The sequence below is a fragment of the bacterium genome (assembly GCA_037147175.1).
In the GTDB taxonomy this organism is placed as follows: domain Bacteria; phylum Cyanobacteriota; class Vampirovibrionia; order Gastranaerophilales; family UBA9971; genus UBA9971.
On record JBAWVS010000004.1, the window covers coordinates 55,530 to 76,910 of the forward strand.

Consider the following 21,381-nt stretch of genomic DNA (forward strand, 5'->3'; position numbering starts at 1 on the left):
ATTTATACCTCCCATATACCTGTTTTGATTTTCTATAACAGTATAACATTTGAAACTATAAATTAAAAATTATTGCTCGCAGCAATAGCTCTTTGCATTGAGCAGAAAACTTTTTGTCTTGCTTTCTCATCAAATTTTATTGTTACATAACAGAAATTAAAAGAATTAATACTACAGCCATTTTCTACAGTAAGAAGAAAACTTCCCAGAGGAGTTCCTTCGACACCTCTCGTAATTGCACCGTCAATTCTTGTTTTGTCTATATCAGGATCGACAAAACCGGATACAAATCCTCCTAATGCTGATGCTCCTATACTTACGGCTGCTATAACTCCGTTACTTAAGGGTGATGCTGCTCCCAACGAAATAGAAGTTGCCAGACCTCCAACAAAAACCGGCGCTCTTTGCAAAACTCGTCTTACAATATTTTTATAATTAGGATCGACTATTCTGAGTTTTATAGGTTCTTTTTCTAAACATATATTACAGCCTGAACTCATTTTTATATTTGTAATTAAAAAATCAATATACGCATCAGATCTTAAGAAAAAACTGTTTTTGACCTTGACAACTTTTCCCTCGATTATACTATCGCATGGAATTATAGTTCTATTGCCGCAATTTATATCCTCGAGAACCTTTAGTTCTATTTTATCGCAGGGTTTAGTTGTTTCGCTGCATAGCTCGGATAATGCTTTTGTCAAAACCAGATGTTCTTTTTCAAGTCTGCTTTTATAATCCGGTGTTTTTGCAGTTACGCTTTTTGAGAAAATTTGAGTTATAAATAACATTATTAATAAAATTAATAAAATTTTATTTAATTTCATGTTTCAAAATACCTCTTATTTTATTAAAAGTATTTTGACAAGAAAGCTCTTAAATTTATTTAACTATTTAGTTATCTATAAGGGCTATTTATTATTTTTTCAAGACTAAAATGAGCTAAAAAAGACCTCCTTTTTTTAAGGAAGTCTTTTTATTTTAGTTATACTAAAGTCCAGCGATATGCTAAATAATATTTTCCCTGATAGCTTTTACAGCTGCTTGAACTCTGTCATCCACACAAAGTTTTTGCAAAATGCTGCACACATGGGCTTTTGCGGTATGAACACTTACAATAAGGTCTTTTGCAATTTCTGTGTTGCTTTTTCCTTGAACTAAAAGTCTTAGAACTTCCATTTCTCTTTCTGTGAGCTGAGCCCGTGCATCTGAAATTTCGGAAGGGTTAATAACTTTTGTAGATTGAGGCTTGGGGAAAAGATTTAATGCGACTTTTGCAACTGCAGGATCTAACCATGCTGCTCCTTGACTGACATTTTTAAGCACATTTACAAGTGTATTTGGTTCTATATCCTTAAGACAATAAGCGTTTGCTCCTGAACCAAGAGAGGCGAGAACTTCTTCATCTCTGTCATGTGAAGTAAGAATAACGACTTTTATCTTGTCATCAAAAGCTTTTACCTGCTGTGTTGCTTCAATTCCGTTAATTCCGGGTAACCCCAGATCCATAAGAACCACATCCGGCTTTAATTCTTTAATCAAAGCCATTCCTTTTTCTCCGTCTTCAGCTTCTCCTATTACTTGAATTCCTTCAAATTCATTTAAGGAAGACCTCAAACCCACACGTGTAAGCTTATAATCTTCTACAATTACTATTCTTACAGTTGATGTTTCAATAGACTGCATAAATTTTTCCTTTTCTAATACTAGTTAAGCTAACGCCTTTTTACACTTTTAAACAATTATTTGTATTTATATTTCAAGAGCAATACTACCATAAAATACAAATCAGATGAGCGAATTTATGAAAAATACCCTAGTCGGGTAGTAGTTGAAATTTAAAAGTATAATTTTTACACGTTATATTGAGACAAAAAATCACCTGCGCTATATAGCGATCCTGCCATTATACCTATATTTTTATTTGTTACCAATCCGGTATAAATATTTATAGCTTCTTTTGTGTTTTTAGTTGTATATATTTTACATGGCATGTTTGTTTTTATCAATCTGGTTCTTAAAATTTCTGATGAAACAGCAGCACCCGAGTTTGACTGCGTAAATACTACTGTATCGCCATGCCGGAATAAAATTTCCATCACTTCTTCATAATTTTTTGTACTTATAGAAGAATAAATCCAGATTCTTTCTTTGTCGGCATAGTATAAATCAAGGCTTTCTCTCAGCAATTTGGCGGCATTCGGATTATGCGCCCCGTCAAGTATTAAATTAAACTTTTTTATATATTGAAACCTTGCCACCCATTGAACATTTTCCAACCCATTTTTTACAGCCGAATCAGAAATATCAATTCCTTGCGCCTTTAATATTTCAATAGCCTGCACCGCAAGCGAAAGATTTTTTTTCTGCCATAAACCCATTAAATTTGTTTCATAAAGATTGTTAACCTCTTCTGCCAATATCAAATTGCTATGGGATTGAGCAGCTTTTTCTCTTATAACCTCCAGCCCTTTGTTGTTTTTTAAAGTAATTGCAGGGGCATTTTGCTTTATAATCCCTGCTTTTTCAAAAGCAATTTTTTCGATAGTATCGCCCAGCCTGTCAACATGATCTAAGTCAATAGTTGTTATGATTGATACTAGAGGGTTTTTGATAATATTTGTAGCATCAAGTCTTCCGCCCAGACCTGTTTCTATAACCGCAAAGTCAATCTGCTGTTTTTTGAAATAAATAAAAGCTAAAACAGTCAGGATTTCAAATTCTGTAACATGAATCTGATTTTCTTCAGATGTTTTGATAATATCAAAAATTAAATCTGCAAAGTCCTCTTTAGATATCTCACTTCCGCTAATTTTAATCCGTTCCGTATAATCCACAAGATGCGGGCTTGTATAAAGCCCTGTTTTATACCCTGCATGAGTTAAAACAGAAGCAAGCATTGCGCATGTTGAGCCTTTTCCGTTAGTTCCCGCCACATGAATACATTTTATTTTTTCCTGCGGATTGTTATAAAGCTCAAGTAAGCTCTTAACTCTATCCAGCCCGAGGTTTATATAAAACTTACCCTGAGAAGTCAGGATATCTATAGCTTTTTCGTATGAAATGATTTTATTCGGCATTTTTATTTTAAGTCTCAACCTACACATGCAATTTTACTGAGAATCAGAAAAATAAACAGTTAATTAATATTAAGAATAGTTAAGAAGAATTATTTTAAGTGCTGATATTTTATGCCGTATTTTTTAAAAAACAATGTGGAGAAAAGGTATCAATTTTTTTCTTGTGTGGACTTTAGTTATTAAGAAATCAATAAATATAATTTATAAATTAAGTATAAAGGAAAGGAAAAGCAAAAAATGATGAACGTAGCATTCAACCCAATTCAACAGAGCAAACAACAGCCAGGGTTTAGCGGAAAACAAGAAATTGTAGAAAATTTCGGAAAAGCATTAATGCATTCAGTTACGGCTGCAAGTGATATGGTGTGTGCTGAATGTAGACATTATAATAGCGGTCGTATGGAAAGTCATATAAATGCAGCCTTGTCAGATGGAACGATTTTAAAATTTTTAAAAGACCCCGGAACTTTTTTAGAGAAGCAATTATTATTGCATACTAATGAAGTAGGTTATTTGGGCACCGCAAAAGGTTCTTTGTCAGAATTAGCCTCGTACTACGGAAGTGGATTTAATGAATTTGCAGATTATTTAACACAAATAGTTAAGAGTTATGTAAATGAACACACCGGATCAGCTTTGTATGGTAAAAAAGGCGCTATTGTTCAAGTTGATGAATTAATACAAAAAATTAAACCTAAAGCACAATAATTTATACCAATTCGCGTCCTTTAGAGTATTTTCTTTTTGTCATGCTGAGTGAAACGAAGCATCTGTCCATTTAAGAATCAAGTCTATAAACCTGATTAGACAGATTCTTCGGCTTTGCCTCAGAATGACATCTTTTTGCTTTCATATTTATAATTCTTTAAGGTCTTGAATTTTTACACCAATTTGTAGGTATCTTCCGGTTTTAATTTTCTTGTCATGAGCTTGTTAACAACTTCTTCCGGTTTTATATCAGTATAAACAGCCTCATAAATTGCTTCTGAAACAGGAGTTTCTATGTTGAGCTTTTTTGAAAGCTCAACAACAGCTTTAGAAGTTTTAACGCCTTCTGCCACAGTGCCGACTTCTTTAAGAATAGCATCAAGCTTTTTGCCTTGACCTAAAAGGTATCCTACCCGATAATTTCTGCTTAAAGGGCTGCTGCATGTGGCTATTAAATCACCAACGCCGGAAAGTCCGTATAACGTACTTGGATTCGCTCCCAAAGCCACACTTATTCTTACCATTTCGGACAGCCCTCTTGTTAAAAGAGCTCCTCTGGCGTTATCTCCCAGTCCCATTGCTTCAATAAACCCTGAAGCAATAGCTATAACGTTCTTTAAACTTCCGCCGAGCTCAACGCCAATAAGGTCGTTATTGCTATAAAGCCTGAATTTATCAAAAACAGTAAATTTTTCCTGAACCAAATTTGCTGTTTCCATATCTTCACAAGCAACGGAAGCCGCTGTCGGAAGACCTTTCAATACTTCTTTTGCAAGAGTAGGACCGGAAAGTACAACAACTTTATTCTCAGGCAGTTCTTGAGAAATAACTTCGCTCATCCTGTAAAGACCGGGCAGTTCAAGACCTTTGGAGGCATTCACAACTATTTGATCTTTTGTGATGCCTGCTTCTTTAAGCTGCTGACAAACAGGTCTTATCCCTGAAGTTGCAACAACCAGAAGTATAATTTTAGCGTCTTTTATCGCTTCTTTGAGATTAGAAGTTATTTGAACTTTGTTATCAAGCTTTATTTCAAAAGGAAACCTTGTTGATTTTGTTGTAATAAGTTCCTCGGAAAGGTCTTCTTCTCTTGACCAGAGGTAAACTTCTTCAAAATTGTCGGTTAAAAGCCTTGTAAGACATAAACCCCAACTACCCGCCCCTAAAACTGTTAATTTCATTATTTATTAAAAACCTCCAAATTAATTATATGCTTTTTAATAATACTGTATAGAATTAAATTTTCTTTTTATTCCCCTGTTAAATTTTTGGTCAGGATATCCCAACACAAATGCAGTTACCAGTGTTTCTCCTTTTAAGATTCCATATTTTTGTTTTAATTTTTCGTCAAAGCCGGGAACTACAGATCCTATTATACAGGTTCCTAACCCGAAAGCTTCTGCTGCTATAGAAGCATATGTTGAAGCAATAATTTGATCCTCTTTATCAAGATTCATTTCCGTTCCGTAAAATAATAATACCGCAGGTGCATTATAAAAAAGAATATCTTTTCCTTTTTTTCTTTCCTCAATAATAGTTTTTAGAAGAGTAATAACAAATTCTTTAAATATTTTGTATTTACTTTTGCCCATAAATGGTCTAAAAAGACCTAAAACAAAGGGGTTCATGATTTTCAGAAGCTTATCAAATCTTTTAACCAGCTGATCTGCAAGTTCTTGGACTTTATCAAACCCACTTATAACAAGGATTTTTGTTTCGGAAGGAGGAATGCTCACAGGTGCTGTAGAAGCTGCTTGTAAAATTTTCTCAATTATTTCCTGTTCAAGTTCTTGTTTCTTAAACTTTCTGATACTTCTTCTTTTTAGAAACAAAGAATTTACTTCATCAAAACTCGGCAAATCCTGACTTAAATCAAAAACATCACTTTCCGAAATTGATTCCCCTGTGATTTTTATACAGCTGTTAGGACAGACCATCATACAGTTACCGCATTGAATACATCCAAATAAAGACTTTTCATTGGCTTTTATTGAATTATTATCAAGTATAAGATATTCACCTGGACAAATATTTGCACATAAAGAGCAATGTACGCATTTTGCTTCATTAATCTCAATATTTACATGTTTTTCCTTGTTAAACATCTATATTTTCCTTTTATCAATTTCTGATTTTGTTTTCGTTTCCTGAAAGAAGCCTTTTTATGTTTTCACGATGAAGATAAACAATGTATAAAGCCCCTAAAAGACAATAAATTAGGTAACTTAAAGGCTGTTTAAATACAAACATCCATACAGGAGTAAGGAGAATAACTATTATGGAGCTTATAGAAACAATTTTTGTAAAATAAGTCAGGACAACCCAGCTCAAAATCGTAATAAGTCCAACAGGAGGGCATAATCCGAGAATTGTTCCAACACCTGAAGCAACTGATTTTCCGCCGGAAAATTTAAGAAATATTGATTTGCTGTGTCCCATAATAACCGCAACAGCAACCAGAACAGGCAAAATATGGAAACCTGAAAGAATACCCAGCTTTGAATCAATATATTTTGCTGCCAAAACAGGCAAAAGTCCTTTTAAGGCATCTACAAACATCACAAAAATATAAGCTTTCATTCCAAGAACTCTTTTTACGTTTGTAGCTCCGGTGCTTCCGCTGCCAATTTCTCTTATATCTATGCCTTTTAAGGCTTTTACAAGAATATAGCCTGTAGGAAAAGAGCCTGTAAGATAGGCAAAAATTATTGTGGTCAAATATAAAACAATCATGTTAAGCCTTTCTCTCTAGTGTTTAAAGTGTCTTAATCCTGTCATAATCATTGCAATTTCGTATTTTTCGGATTCTGCAATGACATCAGCGTCTTTTATGCTTCCGCCAGGTTGAATTATAGCCCCTATTCTTGACTGCATAGCCGCATGAATATTATCTACAGCAGGGAAAAATCCGTCACTTGCAATCACTGCGTCTCTTGCTTCATCACATGCCTGACTTAAAGCTATCTCCATAGAAGCAATTCTACTTGTTTGCCCCATTCCTATTCCCAGAGTTCTAAGGTCTTTTGCAACTACTATTGCATTAGAACCTACATGCTTTACAACTTTCCAGGCAAAAAGCATATCTTCGATTTGTTTTTCAGTTGGTTTATTAGAAGTTGCAACCTTGAAGTTATTTGCTGTAAGCTCTGCTTTGTCTGAATCCTGAATCAAAGTTCCGAACGGCAAATCTTTTATTGTATATTTTTGCGCTTGCCTGTATGCAAAGAGATTAACAGGAATTTTTACAAGCCTTAAATTTTTCTTGGTCTTGAGTATTTCGAGAGCTTCTTCTGTAAAATCAGGAGCGACAATAACTTCAAAAAATATTTTTACTGAATGTTCAGCTATTTCTTTGGTTACAGGTTCGTTTAATCCTATAATTCCTCCAAATGCACTTATAGGATCACAACAATGAGCCTTTAAGTAAGCATCTGTGATTGTATTACCAAGAGCAACACCGCAAGGATTGTTGTGTTTGATAATGCACGCGGCAGGAACATCTATAAATTCACTGACAATATTTAATGCAGAAGCCAAATCCACCATATTGTTATAAGAAAGTTCTTTTCCATGCAAAAGCTCAAAATCTATAGTTGAATGTTTTTTGTATAAAGCTGCCTTCTGGTGAGGATTTTCCCCATATCTTAAATCCCGGACTTTATCGAGGTTTAAGCTAAATACCTGAGGCAGTCCCTCTTCTGATTCGTCCAGAAGTCTTTTTGCCAGTTGCTCTGAAATAATTGAATCATACGAAGATACATATCTGAAAGTTTGCACTGCCAGATCTCTTCTAAGTTCATAAGTTGTATTTCCCTCATTTTCATAGAGATCATCGATAATTTTTTCATACATAGCAGTTGAAAAAACGGGGGTTACGCTGAAGAAATTTTTTGCAGCAGCTCTTAATAGAGCAACTCCGCCGATATCGATATATTCATAAAGCTTTTCTACAGGCATTTCTTGATCTTTCGAAGCTTCTTCAAAAGGGTAAAGATTTACTATAACCATATCAATAAGGTCAATATCGTTATTTTCAAGCTCTTTAATTTCCTCTTCACGATTTCTGGAGGCAAGAATACCTGCATGAATCTTGGGATGAAGGGATTTTACTTTTCCGTTAAGAAGTTCCGTAAATCCGGTTATCTCGGAAATTTCCGTTACTTCAAGCCCGTTTTCTTTTAGTTCTTTATAAGTTCCGCCTGTTGAAATAATTTGATAGCCGAATTGATTCTGCAATTTGCCAGCAAAATCCACTATTCCGTCTTTGTCATAAACACTTATAAAAGCTTTTTTACTTCTCATCCAACTCACTCCTTTAAATTTAATTCGCTGACGAATTGATAATTAATTATATGGCAATAGTTTATCGTATTCAAGAAAATAGGTTAAATCGACTGTTTATACTGAAAAGCATCACTCCTAAAAGCACTATGGCACAATCATCCTAAAAAGCTCTTTAATTTATCATCAACTTTTTTCTTAATGTCCTCTGACATTAAAATTTCTTCGGGCCATTCTCTTGTGAAACCTTCCGAGTCCCATTTTTTCGTGGCATCAATTCCCATTTTTCCGCCATAACCTGATAAATCACAGGAATGGTCAAGCACATCAAGAGGTCCTTTAGTAATAACGCAATCTCTGGAAGGGTCTGTATTGTTAAAAATTTTCCAGCTCACCGCAGAAATATCATGCACATCCACATCAGAGTCTACAATGATAACAAACTTTGTAAACATAAGCTGTCCTAAACCCCAGACAGCATTGATGATTTTGTTTGCATGTCCTGCAAATTTCTTGTCAATGCTGATGATTGCGCAGTTATGGAAAACTCCCTCAAAAGGCAAATTCATGTCTGTTATTTCAGGCAAAATAAGTCTTAATACAGGCAGGAAAATCTGTTCAGTTGCTTTTCCCATATAGCAATCTTCCTGCGGAGGCTTTCCGACAATTGTTGCAGGATATACAGGATTTTTTTTGTGAGTCATACAGGTAATATGAAAAACAGGATACTTATCAGCAAGACTATAATAGCCTGTATGATCGCCAAAAGGTCCTTCTGTGCGTTCTTCTTCTAAATCTACATACCCTTCTAAAACAATTTCGGCATCAGCAGGGACTTCTATATCAACTGTTTTGCATTTAACCAGTTTTACGGGTGTTTTACGGAGAAATCCGGCAAAAATCATTTCATCAATCCACGGAGGAACAGGAGCAGTTGCCGCATAAGTTATAGCAGGATCGCAACCTAAAGCAACAGCTATTTCAAACTTCTTGCCTGCCTTTTTCGCCTCTTGAAAATTCTTAGCCCCGTCGTGGTGCTTGTGCCAGTGCATGCCTGTCGTGGTATTGTCAAATTTTTGAAGCCTGTACATCCCCATATTTCTGTTTCCTGTACGGGGATTCTTTGTAATAACAAGAGGAAGCGTGATAAAAGCCCCGCCGTCTTCAGGCCAGCATTTCAAAATCGGCAATTTGTCCAGAATAGGCTGGTTTAAGTTTGTAATAACAACTTCCTGACAAGCGGCGCTGAAACATCCCTGCGGAAAAAATTGGCTAACTTCCAATAATTTTGGCAGTAAAGCAGCTTTCCCCACAAGAGAATCAGGTATTTCCGGTTTTATTAATTCCTCTATCCTTGCGGCAATTTCTTTTACGTTATTAACTCCGAGAGAAGCAGCCATTCTGTCAAAAGACCCGAAAGCGTTTGTCAAAACAGGAATATCATAGCCTTCCACGTTTTTAAACAGCAGTGCTTTGTTTTTTAATCCGATGTTTTTACCGGATCTATCAGTAATTTCTGTAATTTCCAGCTCAGAGCTCACCGGAAAATCAATTTCCAGAAGCTCATTTCTTTCCTTAAGAGTGTTTATAAAATCCTGTAAATCTTTGTATGCCATAAATTAAATAATACTTTAGACAAAGAATTTGATTTGTAACAATTTCTTAAAATTATTCAAAACAGATATCAACTTTTTTTTTGAGGAGCGTTAAAGCAAATGTAATATTAAAATATTTAATAAAAAAGGAAAAAATATGGAAGTAAAAAATTTTAACAGAGCTATTTTAACAAAATCAGCTTATTCAAGCCAATCAGCTCAAAAAAATCAAATTGCATTTCAGGGCTTAAAAGAAAAAGCATTTAAAGCAGGAGTGAAGTTGTCTCCTGTTGGAATAGTTGATAATCCTTTTGTTGTTGCCTCGATGGTTACACAAAAAGCATTAACAAGCTTAAAAGAAGCTGCCTTTAAAGCAGGAGTGAAGTTGTCTCCTGTTGGAATGGTTGATAACGCATTTGTTGCTGCTTCAATGCTTACACAAAAAGTTGTGAAGTCCGTTATAAAATTTGCAAAGAAAATCTAAAATTTTTTTAACCTTACAATGCCTCATAAGTTTTTTGCAAAAGCACCGCGTCGTCTTCGATGTCGGGGCTTTCGCATATTACAGCGCCTTTCACGTTAAAGGTCTTAAAAGCTTTCATTAAATCCTTATAATTAAAGTCTGATTCTTCGAGCATAAGATGTTTTCGCTCGCCTTTGGCGGTGTATTCTATTCCTGCAATATGGGCATGGAAGTTTTCTAAAGCATGTACACCAATTTCATTGCTCATTTTTTCAAAAACTCTTGAAAACTCATCATAAGTATTCCACGCTCCGCCGCTTCTGGCATGAAGATGCGCAAAATCTATGCAGGGAAGCACCATTTCAACCTCATTGGAAAGTTGGATTAATTCATCTAAATCGCCCCACTGCGAAGCCTTTCCTGTAAGTTCAGGGCGAATCCATATTTTGATGTTTTCTGATTTTAAAGTATTTATAATTTCGGTTAATTTTGATTTGACTTTGTTATAAACCTGTTTTTTGTCCTGCCCCATATAAAAAGCGGCATGAAAAGTTATGCTGTAACCACCGCAGGCATGGGCAACACGGGCAGTATCAAGAATTCTTTTTACGCTGGCGTCGACTTTATCTTCTTCAGGAGAAGCCAGATTAATAAAATAAGGGCCATGTGCCGTTAAAACAAGCCCTTTTTCATGTGCTGCCTGTTTTACAATAGGCGGAGATTTGGCGTTCATATTAACGCCTCTGACAAATTCTATCTCCATACAGCCAAGTTTCATTTCAACAAGATCATGAAATGCGTTCTCATAAGTTCTCGGGTTGGTTTTTATCGGGATTCCGGCTGTACCGAACAAAAGCTCATTCATATCTTGTTTCCTTAAAAATTAATTCCGGTATATTTTAACGTAAAAGTGCTTTATTCTAAACACGAATAAAAAAGCCTGCTTTTTAAAGCAGGTCATATAAATTAAAATTTTGAAATTAAGATTTTGTGCATAAAGACGGTGCTATAGAAATAAATTTGTTTACCAGTTCTCTATCCCATTGGGTTCCAGCACCTGATCTGAGAATTTCTATTGATCTGTCAAGGGTTAATGATTTTCTGTAAGGTCTATGACTTATTAAAGCATGGAAAGCATCTGCAATAGCAACTATTTTAGCTCCTAATGGGATTTCTTCGGCTTTTAACCTGTCAGGATATCCTTGTCCGTCAACTCTTTCATGGTGGTATTTAACTATCGGAATTAAATCTTTCAGCGACTTAATAGGCTCTAAAACTTTTTTAGCTCCAATAACGGGATGTTGTTTCATAATTTCCCATTCATGATCTGTTAAAGAACCGGGTTTTCTTAAAACGGCTTCTGTTATACCAATTTTGCCTACATCATGAAGCAATGCCGCAAGTTTGATTCTTTGGACAGTTTTTTCAGGTAAATTTATACTTCTTGCAAGAGCTTCGGCAAAGTCTGAAACAGCCTGAGAATGACCTCTTGTATAAGTGTCTTTTGCGTCAATTGCCCCGACAAGAGAAGAAACTACATCAAGAGGAATTTTAGGCATTTTTTTAGACTTAAGGAATCTTTTTACAAGCTCATCTTCAAAATTCACGCCCCATTGGGAATGTCTTTTCGCTATTACGCGCGCAAGAGTGTCCAGCGCTATTTTATTCCAGAAGTTCATGTCCTGAGCGCTTACAACAGCTGCTGTCCCGCTTTTGTAACCGTCATGCTTCGAAATAAGCATTGCCTGTTCTGCAAGTATTAGCAATTTTTCTTGATCTTTCGCGCATTCAGGATAAGTAGCAACACCTATGCTGGCTTTTACATGACCTATTCCTTCAATACAGCATGCTGATAACGAATTATTTATATGTTTTGCTACATAACATGCTTTTGTATTATCAGCCCCGGGGAGGATAATTGCGATTTCATCACCGCCGTATCGACCTGCTATATCTTTTGTTCTGATATTTTTCTTTGTTTGCTCGGCTATAAGTGAAATAATTTCGTCACCTTTTAAATGACCGTGTTCTCTGTTTATTCTTGCAATATTATTAATGTCAAAGATTATTACAGAAACGCTTTCACCTGTTTTTTCCGCATTTTTAATTGTTTGTCTCAAACATTCCTGAAATTCTTTATGATTTCTAAGACCTGTCAGTCCGTCTATATTTTTGGAAGAACAGAGTTGTTCGTTTAATTGCTTATTTACTATTAAAACTGTCGCATAAGTGCAGAGAGTATTGATAATTTCATCATGGTTACTGTTTCTTAAGCTTGCTCCTGCAACAAAAACACCCTTGCTTTTATTTTGGTGAACAAGCGGAATAACTATACTTTGATTTTCTCCGACGTTGCCGATTCTCTGAAAGGAGTTCGACCCGTCCATTGCTGATATTGAGCCTGCGCCTTGCGAATCTTGTTTTTCAAAACTGCTGTTTCTCCTTCTTTCAATGCCTGTTCCGGAAGAAAAACTTATATTATTAGCGTATTTTATTGTTTTGTCATTAAAGCTTTTTACAAGAATATTTTCTGATTCATCAGTTGAATATTTAAATGAATAAACATTTTTAGCAAACCCCATCATTTTAATGGTTAATTCGGTTTCTTGAGGATCAGGTATTCCTAATGCCGTAAAGTTATAGCCTAATTTAATAGCAGCATAATGGAGATGACTGTATATTTCTGCTATAGTATCACCCGATTTTACGGAATTATAAAATTCTGTTATTACCTCTATAGGGTTTGCAGAAGAAGGAGAAAAAAACCTTTGCGATTTTCCGCCATAACTCGCATAGAAGTTATTCAATGCTTTACGAGCATTAAGCTGTGTATTAGCTCTCTGTGAATTAAGCTTAGAGAGGTTTTCTATTGACAACTCTTGATTATGACTCAAAATTTGAAGCCTCTTTTATAATGAACCTTAACTCTATAAAATTTTTTACACGAATATACTTCCTAAAGTTTATTCTATTAAGTTTTTATTTAATTTACTAGACCCAATTCTATTTTTTTTTAATATTTGTATTGAAATTTTATTAAAAGTTTTTTATACCGCATAACAAAAAAAAAACAATAAAAATTGATACCCGAGGATATTGCGTATTGGTAATTGTTTATTTTTGTAACGGTTCTTCGGTTTTTCCGAAAAATCGTAATATTTCTTAGTATTGTTTAGTGCTTTTTTTCACGAATACTCTTAATCTTGCACTTGTTGCTATTGTGCATTCGGATTATTTTTTTTAAAAAACGGACTAAAGTATTGACATTTATGAAACAAATGTGTTGAGTTTTCGTCCATAATACTAGGCGTATTAATTAGTACTAATTAGTAATTTATTAACAAATATAGAAAAAATTAAACAAAAAGGTGGTTAGTAATGACGAGTTTGGATTCAGTAAAATTAAACAGTAAAGCAAGCAGTGAAATGGATTTTGAATATCTTGCCAAAATGGAAGATGTTGGTGTTTTTGAAATTGAAGAAGATTTTACGGAAATTGATGAAGATATAAAGTCAAATGCCGCTGAATTGAAGGATGTTCCAAAGCATAAAAAGATTTTTAATCAGGAGTTCAGGGCAAATGATATCTTGCAAATGTATTTAAGAGATGTCGGCAGAAAATCTATGATAAACGCCTCAGAAGAAATTGAACTCGGAAGAAAAATCAGAGAAGGCAAAAAAGAAGAAGCTGAAATTGCTAAATCAAAACTGGTTCAGGCAAATTTAAGACTCGTTGTGAGTATCTGTAAAAAATATGTCGGACAGGGCGTGCTTTTTATGGATCTGGTGCAAGAAGGAAGTCTGGGTTTAATGCGCGCAGCCGAAAGGTTTGATTATAGGCGAGGTTTTAAATTCAGTACTTATGCGACATGGTGGATAAGACAGACAATAATCCGTTGTATAGCAAATACTTCAAGAACGATACGTATTCCTGTTCATATGTCCGACAAAATAAGGCAATATAAAAAAGTTAAAACAACATTAACTCTTGAATTAGGCAAAGAGCCGAGTGTGCAGGAAATAGGAAAAGCCATGCGGCTTTCGGCCGAGAAAGTTGCCTGTATAAAAAAAGCTATGTCAAGAGAACCAATGAGTCTTGACTTACCTATAGGTGAAGACCTTTATCTGGAGGATTATGTGCCTGATACTGAGGCCGTTTCTCCTCATGTCAGAGCGATGGATAATCTTCTTCATGAGAATGTAATGAAAGCTTTATCTATTCTTACAGAAAGAGAGCAGGCTATACTTAAAGAAAGATTCGGATTAAATGACGGTAGAAGCAAAACTCTCGAACAATTAGGAAGGATTTTCGGATTTTCAAAAGAAAGAATCAGGCAAATAGAAGATATAGCCCTTAGAAAGCTTCGAGAGTCAAAAGCAATGAAGCCTTTAAAAGAATATATTTTATAAAAATAAATAAAGACTGCGAGATTTTAAATTTCGCAGTCTTTATTTTTTAGTTGTTTTTAATTTTCTGTTTCATATAAGTGTACGGGATGAATAAATCAATGTGAAAGTATAAATGTAACAGGTCCGTCGTTTATGAGTGCCACATCCATATTTGCGCCAAATTGTCCTGTTTTTGTCGATATATTATAATTTTTTAAAATTTCAACAAATTTTTCATAGATTGGTATTGCTGTTTCAGGTTTTGCGGCATTATCAAAACTTGGTCTTTTCCCTTTTTTGCAGTCAGCTGCAAGGGTAAACTGCGAAACCACAAGGATTTCTCCTTTTATATCAAACAAAGACAAATTCATTTTTTCATTTTCATCTTCAAAAATTCTGAGATTCGCAATTTTATCCGCCAAAAATTGTGCCTGTTCAAAATCATCTCCTTTTTCAACCCCTAAGAGTACAAGGATTCCTTGCCCAATATCTGAATAAAGTTCGTTATTTATATTAACTGAAGCTTTTTTTACCCTTTGAATTACTGCTTTCATTTTTCCTCTTTATAATTCTATTTCAACGACTTCTTTTGTGATTTTTTTGTTTAAAAGCGGGTAGCTCTCAATGTTGTCATTTTTGATTAAATTAAAAGAGGCTTCTCTTGCTATTTCAAGAATACCGGCATCTCTCACAAGATCAGCAAGTATTAAATCAGGAATACCGCTTTGTTTTATTCCCATGAGCTCTCCCTGACCTCTAATTTTCAGGTCGCTTTCAGCAATAACAAATCCGTCATTGGTTTTTGTCATAACTTCAAGCCGTCTTAAGGTTTCCTGCGAGCTTGTTTCAGAAACCAATATGCAATAAGCCTGCTTAGAATCCCTGCCTACCCGTCCTCTTAACTGGTGTAACTGGGAAAGACCAAATCTTTCAGTATTTTCTATCATCATAACCGTTGCATTAGGCACATCAACACCTACCTCGATTACAGTTGTACTGACAAGTATATGGAATTTTCCTGACCTGAATTCCTCCATGACTTTGTCTTTTTCGGAGGATGTCAGCTTTCCATGAACAAGTCCTATTTTTAAATCGGGAAAAACATTTTTTTGAAGGCGTTCAGCTTCTTTTGTGGCGGCTTTTGCAGAAAGGGTTTCGGATTCTTCAATCAAAGGAAAAACTATGTAAGCCTGATGACCTTTTTCAATTTCTTTTGATATAAGCTGATAAGATTTTTTCCTGTCTTTTTGTCCTACCAATGCGGTTTTTACAGGCTTTCTTCCCGGAGGAAGTTCGTTGATTATTGTCAAATCCATATCACCATGCAAGGTCAAAGCAAGAGTTCTTGGTATTGGAGTAGCTGTCATTGCTAATAGTTCAGGATTTGCACCCTTATTTTTCAACTCTGACCTCTGTTTTACACCGAATCTGTGCTGTTCATCTATAACAACAAGACCGAGATTATTAAATTCCACGCTTTCCTGAATAAGCGCGTGGGTTCCCACAGCTACGTTTATCTGACCGCTTTTAAGGTTTTGCAGCATCTCACGCCTTGTCTTTACGCCATGTTTCCCGACAAAAAGCCCCACGCTAAGCCCCAAAGAAGTCAACCAATATACAAAATTCTTATAATGCTGTTCGGCAAGAATTTCCGTAGGAGCCATAATAGCACCTTGATAACCGTTTTCTACGGCAGAAAGAAGTGCCATTGCTGCCACTACTGTTTTACCGCATCCGACATCTCCTTGAAGAAGTCTTCTCATAGGTTCAGGTTTTGAAATATCAGCAATAATTTCATCAAACGCTTCTTTTTGACCACCTGTTAGTTCAAAGGGCAATGAATCAACAAATTTATCAACAAATCCGCCTTTTTTATGATTTAAAACCAATCCCTGCGCTTCTGTTTTTTGTTTTTTTCTTATCAGCGCCAACTTGAGCTGCATTATAAAAAATTCTTCAAAAACAAGTCTTTTTCGCGCTTCTTCCAGTTTTTGTAACGAATCAGGGAAATGTATCTGCCTTATCGCCTTTATTTTATCGGCAAGTTCATATTTATTACGAATTTCTTCGGGAATTAACTCTTCAATTTGGTCTGCATAAGTTTCAAGGGCATTATGTATGGCCCTTCTGAGTATTTTTATATTTAAATTTTCAGTAATCGGATAAACAGGAACTATTCTATTGAGATGAAGCGAGTCAATTTCTTCAATATCACCGCTTACAGCTTCCATTTCCGCTTTATCAACAGTAAGTCCCCTGTTAAAATCATCAACTTTTACTACGCCGGAAATTATTATATTAGCTCCCTTCGGGAACTGAGCTTTCACTCTCTCAATCATATACCTGTTTGACTTGCCCATAAAGCGGTTTATCGAGATTATTCCTGTTTCATCGGAAACCGTTATAGTTATTATGGTCAAGTTAGAGCGTTTTATGCTTGTAAAATAAGTTACAGAGAGGATTTTTCCAAAGATAGTAACTTCTTCACCGACTTTCAAGTTTGAAATAGGTGTTTTTGCTGCATAATCAAGGTGTTTTCTAGGAAAATAATGAAGAAGATCATGCGCAGTAAAAATCCCGAGTTTATTTAAAAGCGCGCTAACCTTTGGACCAACGCCTTTTACATACATTACATCAGTTTCTTCAGGATTTTTTATATCAAAAGAACTTTTTATTTTTTTATTATCTTGTTCAAACGGAGCTTTAATGTGATTTACGAGCTGTTTTATAGCTTTCATCCTTGTAGAAAGGTCTGTTGTCGGGTATGTTTCAAAAACAGCATAAAGATTTTTCCATCCGGGATCTTCCGGAAAATTTTTACTTATTTTATACAATTCTTCGAGAATATATCTGGAAAATTTACATTTTTTTCCTGTAATATCCGTATAATTATGTTTAATCTCGGCATTTACAGCCTTTTTTAAACTTTCAATATTTTCTATTTCTCTTACTTTTTCCATTTTAAAGCTTTTGATTTTATATAAACCTTTTTATAATAGCTTACCTTAATTAATTTTTTTAAATTTTATTAATAATTATTAAGTTTGATTTTTTAGGCTATATTGAAAATTTCAAAAATCGGTTATTTTTTTTCAAAGTGAATGCAATTTTTATTATTCACATGTTTTATAAAACGTGTGATAAACATAAAAATAAACGTAAAAATAAACAAAGAAAGAATAAAAAAATGAATATACGCTTTAGCGCTAATCAAAATGATGCTTTATATAACACAAAATATTTGCAGCTAAAAAAAGCCAAATCCCCTAACGGAAAATCTGATTGGGTATATGCGCACAGACCGAATGCAAAAGACGTAGTAGTAATTGCACCTGTTATTCACAGCAAAGATGGCGACAGTGTGGTATTCATAGAGACAGAAAGACCGCCAATTAAAGCTGAAGGAAAAGCAGACAGATGCATAGAATTACCTGCCGGTCTGGTAGGTGATGAAAATTCTGCAGAAGAAACAGAACAGGCATTAGTTAAAGAATTATTGGAAGAAACAGGCTATAAACCTGATAAAATAACAATTCAAGGCAAAAATATCGCCAGTTCTCCCGGTTGTACTTCTGAAACCTCAACTATTGCAATAGCTGATATTAATCAGGATACACTTTCACAAAGGCCTATAACTGATGGAGGTGTAATCAAAGCCATTCATAAAGTTCCGCTAAAAGAACTTTCAAAATGGTTAGGAGAACAACAGGCAAAGGGAAAAGCTGTCAGTGCGCAAGCATTATCGGGATTATACTTTGTTTTATCGAGATTACACGCAGATTCAAACTGAGCGAACTTCGTAAATTTTAATCGGTTCTGAATTTTGTGCAATGCAGACAGAATCAACCTCTTGTGCTTCTACTGTGGATTTGACTCTTTGATAAGTAGCATCGCTAATTAAAATATTTGTTTTATAAAGTTTATTGAACGATTCAAGCCTGTTTGCCGTATTTACTGTATTTCCAATTGCGCTGTATTCATGTCTTTCGTCAGAGCCTATATTTCCAACAAAAGCAATCCCTGAACTTATACCTATTCCTATGTCAATAAGCGGTTTATTTTCTTTTTGCCACTTTTCCTGAAGTTTTTTAACTTTTTCAAACATCTCAACAGCGCATTTTACAGCCATTTGAGGGTGTTCCGAATTATCTACGGGTGCACCAAAAATAACCAGAAGCGCATCACCGATAAATTTATTTACAGTGCCTCTATATTTGAAAACTATAGGAATCATTTCACTAAAATACTCGTTGAGTATGGAACTTACTTCTTCTGGCTCAAGATTATCAGAAATAGAAGTGAAATTTCTTATATCAGCAAACAAAACACTTATATCTGCTCGTTTTCCGCCGAGTTTTGAACTTTCTTCATCAGAAAGTATTTCATCAAGTACATCTTTTGAAACATATTTTGCGATTAAATTTTTAATGTCGTGTTTTCTTTGATTTTCAATAAAATAATTATAGCCATAGCCTATTAACATACTGCAAAACATTAATATTATTGGAGCTATGGGATCCAAAACATAATTTTTTGACGAAGCCATATAAAGACAAAATGAAAAATATGATAATGCAAGAATTGTCGATGATATAGCACTGTATAAAACAGGTAAAGTCAACACTATAAAGAAAGTCAGCAAGGATATTATTAAAATAACAAGCAATTTTTCAAATTTGGTTGGTGTTTTGATAAAATCATTATTTAAAAAATTATTAATTATTGTTGCCTGAATATAAACCCCCGGATAATCTGCCGCCATAGGAGTTGTTTTCACATCTTTCAGAGCTGTTGCCGTAACTCCAACAACTATAATTTTATTTTTCAAATCTTCTTTTGAAATTATTGGCGGCTTTCCGCTCTTCAAATTGTTGTAAGAATTAATAATTTCAGATGCGCTAATAGTTTTATAAGGGTAGATATAAGAATTTTGCTGTGTTTTATACCATTTAATATAACCAAAACTCCCGTTTCTGTTTGAAGACAAAGGAATATTAAAAGTATTACGGCTATAGCCTGTTGAAGAAAAATTATTTTCGGAAAGGTCATATTGCGAATGAAAATTTAATTTGTTCAAAACAGCCAGCGCTAAAGAAGGATAATACGCGCTTTTGTAATAAAAAACAGGTTCATATTTTCTTATAATACCGTCAGCATCCTGCCTTGATGACACAGAACCAAGTCCCAGTGCGGAATTAGCTATTTCTTTAAGAGTATAGCTGCTGTTGTAATACTCAGAAACTTTAATTAATTCTGTTTTTCTTTTATCAGCAACTTTTATTGAGAATTTTTCTTTAAAATATTTTTTCTCTTTTTCAAAATTTATATTATCAGTGCTGATAAAAGATTTTTGTTTGCTAAAAAAGACACCTGCTACTACATTATTTAATTTTGAAAGCCTTTCAAAGAACTTTGTATCATCATTTTTGTCGCCGTAAGAAGAAATTATTGAATCAAAAGCTATGATTTTTGCCTGTCCGTAGTTTTCAAGATATTCAAACATGTCTGTGTATTTAGTTCTTTGCCATGGCCATCTTCCGATTTTATTAATCGACTGATCATCAATAGCAACAACTATTATGTCTTTTGAAGGGTTAGTTTTAGCCGTTATTCTAACCAAAAAATCGTATGCTTTATCTTCCAAAAAATTTTTTGAAAGGCTGTATGCCGACCAGAACAATATAAAGCTAAATATAATAAGGACAAAAATATTATAGAAATTGCCAAATTTATATCGCGGGTTCAATTTCACTTTCTCCGATTTCTGTTCCTGTTGTAATTTCTTCGTCAGAATCCAAATCGTTGTCAAATTCGACGGGGGCAGGCAATAGTTGCCCTTTTAAATAAAATATTGCACCAAATAAACTTGAGGATAATATTATACCGAACCAAAAAATACTAAAAATTAAAGCATCTGATTCTTTTACACCTGCAAAAGACAGAAAATAAATGTAAGCCCACTCTCTCGGTCCAATCCCGTTAAAAGCAACAGGCAAAAATCCTGCCATAGCCGCCATTGAATACGCCATAATATAGTAGCCTATCGGAATTGTAATTCCCATTGCGCTGCCTATAAGCATATGGATGCCCAAAACAAGCATATGATACAAAGTAGACCAGTAAATAGCTTTTACGACCAGTTTAGGATTGGACCAATAAGCCCTGATATCCCTTAACATGGTTCTTACCCATTTTTTTCTTTTAAAAAACTGCATCCAAAAAGTCGGGAACGCAGGAGTAACTATAAAAATTAAAATTGTCAAAAAGCTCATTAATATCTTAAATGCAACAGGAACAGGATTTCCTATAGGGGTAAACAACACTAATGCCCCTGCCCAGACTATAATTACGACACCTGAATATCTTTCTGCCAGTACTGAATATATTGCAGGAGCTTTTCTGCTTTGAAGATCGTGTTTAGAAAGATAATAAGCCTTTGAAATATCCCCGCCGACAGTTGTAGGCAGAAATAAATTAAAGAAAAGACCGACAAAGTAATAATCTATATATTCTTTTAATTTATTGCTAAATCCGGCGTTGTTTGCTATTAATTTCCATTTGTAAGCATTTAAAACCTGACAGAGCGTATAAATCAAAATTCCAATTATCAAAACTGTATGATTTGTTTTGATTAGTGAGTTTTTAATATCATTAAAATCAATCTTGGTAAAAAGAAGTGATAAAATTATTATGCTTATCGCTATCCTTGCGGATAAATTAAGCAGTTTATTTCGTATTTTTGTAGACATATTTTATATTTTTCTTGTTTTATTAAATTAATACCCTGAGCAAAAAGCTGTTTATTATATTACAGGAAAAATTTGTTTTATGGAACTTGTTCCGTTTTTCGTTACTTTATACTGAA

At 34.5% G+C, this 21,381-nt stretch carries 18 protein-coding genes; 4 read left to right on the plus strand and 14 right to left on the minus strand.

The annotated features are described in order from the left end of the window. Window positions 1-62 precede the first annotated feature (62 nt). The 3 genes from WCG23_01955 to WCG23_01965 form a co-directional block, all read right to left on the minus strand. The gene (locus tag WCG23_01955; GenBank protein ID MEI8388627.1) at window positions 63-827 is read right to left on the minus strand and encodes a hypothetical protein; all 765 of its coding nucleotides are present in this window, start codon (window positions 825-827) and stop codon (window positions 63-65) included. A 181-nt stretch (window positions 828-1,008) separates the two neighbouring features. Beyond that, entirely contained in the window at window positions 1,009-1,686 is a 678-nt protein-coding gene (locus WCG23_01960; protein ID MEI8388628.1) for a response regulator transcription factor, read from the minus strand. A 167-nt stretch (window positions 1,687-1,853) separates the two neighbouring features. After that, a complete protein-coding gene (locus tag WCG23_01965) occupies window positions 1,854-3,080 on the minus strand; it encodes a folylpolyglutamate synthase/dihydrofolate synthase family protein (protein ID MEI8388629.1) in 1,227 nt (408 codons plus the stop codon). A gap of 237 nt (window positions 3,081-3,317) precedes the next feature. Here WCG23_01965 and WCG23_01970 point away from each other — a divergent pair, with 237 nt between their 5' ends. After that, entirely contained in the window at window positions 3,318-3,788 is a 471-nt protein-coding gene (locus WCG23_01970; GenBank protein ID MEI8388630.1) for a hypothetical protein, read from the plus strand. Window positions 3,789-3,961: 173 nt separating this feature from the next. On the opposite strand, the gene WCG23_01975 is transcribed toward WCG23_01970, so the two are convergent. From WCG23_01975 to WCG23_01995, 5 genes are all read right to left on the minus strand, one after another. After that, complete coding sequence (locus WCG23_01975) at window positions 3,962-4,969, minus strand: NAD(P)H-dependent glycerol-3-phosphate dehydrogenase (protein ID MEI8388631.1); 1,008 nt, start codon at window positions 4,967-4,969, stop codon at window positions 3,962-3,964. A gap of 36 nt (window positions 4,970-5,005) precedes the next feature. Continuing rightward, on the minus strand, window positions 5,006-5,893 hold the full coding sequence (locus WCG23_01980) for a nitroreductase family protein (protein MEI8388632.1): 888 nt from the start codon (window positions 5,891-5,893) through the stop codon (window positions 5,006-5,008). Between the two features lie 16 nt (window positions 5,894-5,909). Further along, window positions 5,910-6,521 (minus strand): glycerol-3-phosphate 1-O-acyltransferase PlsY, encoded by a 612-nt coding sequence (plsY, locus tag WCG23_01985; protein ID MEI8388633.1) that lies wholly within the window; start codon window positions 6,519-6,521, stop codon window positions 5,910-5,912. Window positions 6,522-6,536: 15 nt separating this feature from the next. Further along, a complete protein-coding gene (gene purH / locus WCG23_01990; protein ID MEI8388634.1) occupies window positions 6,537-8,090 on the minus strand; it encodes a bifunctional phosphoribosylaminoimidazolecarboxamide formyltransferase/IMP cyclohydrolase in 1,554 nt (517 codons plus the stop codon). A gap of 137 nt (window positions 8,091-8,227) precedes the next feature. Next, window positions 8,228-9,685, minus strand: a complete 1,458-nt coding sequence (locus tag WCG23_01995; protein ID MEI8388635.1) for a menaquinone biosynthesis decarboxylase — start codon at window positions 9,683-9,685, stop codon at window positions 8,228-8,230. A 136-nt stretch (window positions 9,686-9,821) separates the two neighbouring features. On the opposite strand from WCG23_01995, the gene WCG23_02000 reads away from it, so the two are divergent. Next, entirely contained in the window at window positions 9,822-10,148 is a 327-nt protein-coding gene (locus WCG23_02000; GenBank protein MEI8388636.1) for a hypothetical protein, read from the plus strand. A gap of 13 nt (window positions 10,149-10,161) precedes the next feature. Here the strand turns inward: WCG23_02000 and WCG23_02005 are convergent, their stop codons facing one another. Together WCG23_02005 and WCG23_02010 are read right to left on the minus strand one after the other, a co-directional pair. Continuing rightward, window positions 10,162-10,992 (minus strand): TIM barrel protein, encoded by an 831-nt coding sequence (locus tag WCG23_02005; GenBank protein MEI8388637.1) that lies wholly within the window; start codon window positions 10,990-10,992, stop codon window positions 10,162-10,164. Between the two features lie 115 nt (window positions 10,993-11,107). Further along, window positions 11,108-13,021 carry a diguanylate cyclase gene (locus WCG23_02010; GenBank protein ID MEI8388638.1) on the minus strand — a complete coding sequence of 638 codons (1,914 nt, stop codon included), beginning with the start codon at window positions 13,019-13,021 and terminating at the stop codon, window positions 11,108-11,110. Between the two features lie 484 nt (window positions 13,022-13,505). Between WCG23_02010 and WCG23_02015 the strand changes: the two genes are divergently transcribed. Beyond that, complete coding sequence (locus tag WCG23_02015) at window positions 13,506-14,537, plus strand: sigma-70 family RNA polymerase sigma factor (protein MEI8388639.1); 1,032 nt, start codon at window positions 13,506-13,508, stop codon at window positions 14,535-14,537. Between the two features lie 95 nt (window positions 14,538-14,632). Here WCG23_02015 and dtd read toward each other — a convergent pair whose 3' ends face one another. After that, a complete protein-coding gene (dtd, locus tag WCG23_02020; GenBank protein MEI8388640.1) occupies window positions 14,633-15,070 on the minus strand; it encodes a D-aminoacyl-tRNA deacylase in 438 nt (145 codons plus the stop codon). Between the two features lie 9 nt (window positions 15,071-15,079). After that, complete coding sequence (recG, locus tag WCG23_02025) at window positions 15,080-17,476, minus strand: ATP-dependent DNA helicase RecG (protein MEI8388641.1); 2,397 nt, start codon at window positions 17,474-17,476, stop codon at window positions 15,080-15,082. Window positions 17,477-17,703: 227 nt separating this feature from the next. Here recG and WCG23_02030 point away from each other — a divergent pair, with 227 nt between their 5' ends. Then, window positions 17,704-18,306 (plus strand): NUDIX hydrolase, encoded by a 603-nt coding sequence (locus WCG23_02030; GenBank protein MEI8388642.1) that lies wholly within the window; start codon window positions 17,704-17,706, stop codon window positions 18,304-18,306. Here the strand turns inward: WCG23_02030 and WCG23_02035 are convergent. Together WCG23_02035 and WCG23_02040 are read right to left on the minus strand one after the other, a co-directional pair. Continuing rightward, the gene (locus WCG23_02035; protein ID MEI8388643.1) at window positions 18,298-20,268 is read right to left on the minus strand and encodes an adenylate/guanylate cyclase domain-containing protein; all 1,971 of its coding nucleotides are present in this window, start codon (window positions 20,266-20,268) and stop codon (window positions 18,298-18,300) included. The genes WCG23_02030 and WCG23_02035 overlap by 9 nt on opposite strands. After that, window positions 20,246-21,265, minus strand: coding sequence for a lysylphosphatidylglycerol synthase transmembrane domain-containing protein (locus WCG23_02040; GenBank protein MEI8388644.1), 1,020 nt, complete (start codon window positions 21,263-21,265; stop codon window positions 20,246-20,248). Before WCG23_02040 ends, WCG23_02035 begins: the two co-directional genes overlap by 23 nt. Window positions 21,266-21,381 lie beyond the last annotated feature (116 nt).

Excerpts from the sequence above, each read along its gene's own strand:
- WCG23_01955 (MEI8388627.1), bottom strand. The coding sequence starts at position 827 with ATGAAATTAAATAAAATTTTATTAATTTTATTAATAATGTTATTTATA.
- WCG23_01960 (MEI8388628.1), bottom strand. The coding sequence starts at position 1,686 with ATGCAGTCTATTGAAACATCAACTGTAAGAATAGTAATTGTAGAAGAT.
- WCG23_01965 (MEI8388629.1), bottom strand. The coding sequence starts at position 3,080 with ATGCCGAATAAAATCATTTCATACGAAAAAGCTATAGATATCCTGACT.
- WCG23_01970 (MEI8388630.1), top strand. The coding sequence starts at position 3,318 with ATGATGAACGTAGCATTCAACCCAATTCAACAGAGCAAACAACAGCCA.
- WCG23_01975 (MEI8388631.1), bottom strand. The coding sequence starts at position 4,969 with ATGAAATTAACAGTTTTAGGGGCGGGTAGTTGGGGTTTATGTCTTACA.
- WCG23_01980 (MEI8388632.1), bottom strand. The coding sequence starts at position 5,893 with ATGTTTAACAAGGAAAAACATGTAAATATTGAGATTAATGAAGCAAAA.
- plsY (MEI8388633.1), bottom strand. The coding sequence starts at position 6,521 with ATGATTGTTTTATATTTGACCACAATAATTTTTGCCTATCTTACAGGC.
- purH (MEI8388634.1), bottom strand. The coding sequence starts at position 8,090 with ATGAGAAGTAAAAAAGCTTTTATAAGTGTTTATGACAAAGACGGAATA.
- WCG23_01995 (MEI8388635.1), bottom strand. The coding sequence starts at position 9,685 with ATGGCATACAAAGATTTACAGGATTTTATAAACACTCTTAAGGAAAGA.
- WCG23_02000 (MEI8388636.1), top strand. The coding sequence starts at position 9,822 with ATGGAAGTAAAAAATTTTAACAGAGCTATTTTAACAAAATCAGCTTAT.
- WCG23_02005 (MEI8388637.1), bottom strand. The coding sequence starts at position 10,992 with ATGAATGAGCTTTTGTTCGGTACAGCCGGAATCCCGATAAAAACCAAC.
- WCG23_02015 (MEI8388639.1), top strand. The coding sequence starts at position 13,506 with ATGACGAGTTTGGATTCAGTAAAATTAAACAGTAAAGCAAGCAGTGAA.
- dtd (MEI8388640.1), bottom strand. The coding sequence starts at position 15,070 with ATGAAAGCAGTAATTCAAAGGGTAAAAAAAGCTTCAGTTAATATAAAT.
- recG (MEI8388641.1), bottom strand. The coding sequence starts at position 17,476 with ATGGAAAAAGTAAGAGAAATAGAAAATATTGAAAGTTTAAAAAAGGCT.
- WCG23_02030 (MEI8388642.1), top strand. The coding sequence starts at position 17,704 with ATGAATATACGCTTTAGCGCTAATCAAAATGATGCTTTATATAACACA.
- WCG23_02040 (MEI8388644.1), bottom strand. The coding sequence starts at position 21,265 with ATGTCTACAAAAATACGAAATAAACTGCTTAATTTATCCGCAAGGATA.